At 75.5% G+C, this 1,782-nt stretch carries 2 protein-coding genes; one reads left to right on the top strand and one right to left on the bottom strand.

Annotation, left to right across the window (positions count from 1 at the left end):
• Nucleotides 1-165: 165 nt before the first annotated feature.
• A complete protein-coding gene (locus ACFVYK_RS25565; RefSeq protein WP_389778019.1) occupies nucleotides 166-1,143 on the bottom strand; it encodes a zinc-binding alcohol dehydrogenase family protein in 978 nt (325 codons plus the stop codon).
• Between the two features lie 145 nt (nucleotides 1,144-1,288).
• Here ACFVYK_RS25565 and ACFVYK_RS25560 point away from each other — a divergent pair, with 145 nt between their 5' ends.
• Nucleotides 1,289-1,642 (top strand): ArsR/SmtB family transcription factor, encoded by a 354-nt coding sequence (locus ACFVYK_RS25560; RefSeq protein ID WP_389778018.1) that lies wholly within the window; start codon nucleotides 1,289-1,291, stop codon nucleotides 1,640-1,642.
• Nucleotides 1,643-1,782 lie beyond the last annotated feature (140 nt).

Here is a 1,782-nt window from a genome sequence, read left to right as displayed (position 1 = left end):
GCCCGCTGCCCGCTGCCCGCTGCCCGCTGCCCGCTGCCCGCTGCCCGCTGCCCGCAGCCCGCAGCCCTCAGTCCGGGGCCCGGCGTCCGCAGCCCGGAGCCCGGCGTCCGCAGCCCGGAGCCCGGAGCCTTCAGTCCCCAGCCCCCAGCCCCCAGCCCCCAGCCCTCAGCCGGCGACGCGCAGCAGCAGCTTCCCCGTCGACGTCCGTCCGCCCATCAGCCGGTGCGCCTCGGCGGCGTCCGCCAGGGCGAACTCCGCGGTGACCGGCAGGCTCACGGTGCCGTCCGAGACCGTGCGGAAGGAGCGCTCGGCGAGGGCGCGCAGCGCGTCCGGAGCGGACTGCGCGAGCGTCAGGATGGAGAAGCCGCCGATCGACACGCCCTGCGCGTACAGCTCGGGCTGTCCGACGTGCCACGGCTCGGCCCCGCTCGCGTTGCCGAAGGACACCAGGCGCCCGAAGACGGCCAGCGCGTCGAGGCCGCGACGCAGGGTGTCACCGCCCACCGGATCGAGGACCAGGTCGACGCCCCTGCCGTCGGTGGCGCGGCGGACGTCCTCGGCGAAGGCCTCGCCGGTGAACACCTCGTCGTAGCCGTGCGCCAGCGCGTGCTCGGCCTTGGCCGCCGAGGACACCACCCCGTACACCGCGCCGGCGCCGGCCGCCCTGGCCAACTGACCGGCCACCGTGCCGACGCCGCCCGCCGCGCCCTGCACCAGCACGGTCTCCCCGGCCCGCAGCCGCCCGACCTCGTGGAGCAGGGCGTGCGCGGTCGGCACCACCGTGGGGAGCGCGGCCGCGGTGCGCAGGTCCAGGCCCTCGGGAAGCGGGAAGACGGTGACGGCGTCGGCGACGACCACCTCCGCGTAGGCTCCGCCGCCGACCAGCGCCGCGACCTCCTGCCCCGGCCGCAGCCCCTGGACGCCGTCGCCGACGGCCCGGATCCGGCCGGAGACCTCCAGGCCGGGCCGGAACGGGAGCGAGGGCACCCGGTAGCCCTCGGCGCGTGCCTTGAGGTCGGCGAAGTTCACGCCCGCGTAGGCGGCGTCGACGGTGACCTGGCCCGGCCCCGGCTCGGGTGTCGCGGCCTCGACGAGCCGCAGCACCTCCGGACCGCCGTACTCCTGGAACTCGACTGCGCGCATGACGGGATCACCGCACCCTTCGCTGAGTGTTCAACGGGAAGCGAACACAGGGACTGTAAGATATCCATCGAACACTCGGCAACCGGCCGGGGCGTTCCGCGCGTCGCACGGTTCACGGCCGACGGCGCGTCACGACGGGAGGGGCATGCCGAACGAGGTCACGGGCGGTTCTCACCGCGCGGCGCCGGTGCACACGGATCCCGAGGAGGTGTCCCTGCTCACGGCGCTGTCCGCGGTCTCCGACCCCGTGCGCATCCAACTCATCCGCGAGCTGGCGGGCTCCGCCGACTGGACCCGCAGCTGCGGCAGCTTCGACGTGCCCGTCGGCAAGGCGGCGCTCAGCCACCACTTCTCCGTGCTGCGCGGCGCCGGCCTGGTGGAACAGCGCGACGAGGGCCCGAGGCGGGTCAACCGCCTGCGCCGCGAGGAGTTCGAGGCGCGTTTCCCGGGGCTGCTCGCCCTGCTCCTGAAGGACGACGTCGTGGACGGCGCCCGGTGACGGCGCTCTGAGACGCCGTCGCGGCGCACGCCGCGCCGGCCCGGAGGGGACGACCTCGTACGGCACGGCCCCCGCACGTCACGGTCCCCCCCATTACCTTTTTGGTTGCCCCGCAATGGGGCGCCCGGCCTTCGGAGTTG

Origin of the sequence: Streptomyces sp. NPDC058291, from assembly GCF_042880855.1 — a bacterium.
Taxonomy (GTDB): domain Bacteria; phylum Actinomycetota; class Actinomycetes; order Streptomycetales; family Streptomycetaceae; genus Streptomyces.
Note: the sequence above shows the minus strand (reverse complement) of the source record. Positions and strands in the feature narration are given on the sequence as shown.

Excerpts from the sequence above, each read along its gene's own strand:
- ACFVYK_RS25565 (WP_389778019.1), bottom strand. The coding sequence starts at position 1,143 with ATGCGCGCAGTCGAGTTCCAGGAGTACGGCGGTCCGGAGGTGCTGCGG.
- ACFVYK_RS25560 (WP_389778018.1), top strand. The coding sequence starts at position 1,289 with ATGCCGAACGAGGTCACGGGCGGTTCTCACCGCGCGGCGCCGGTGCAC.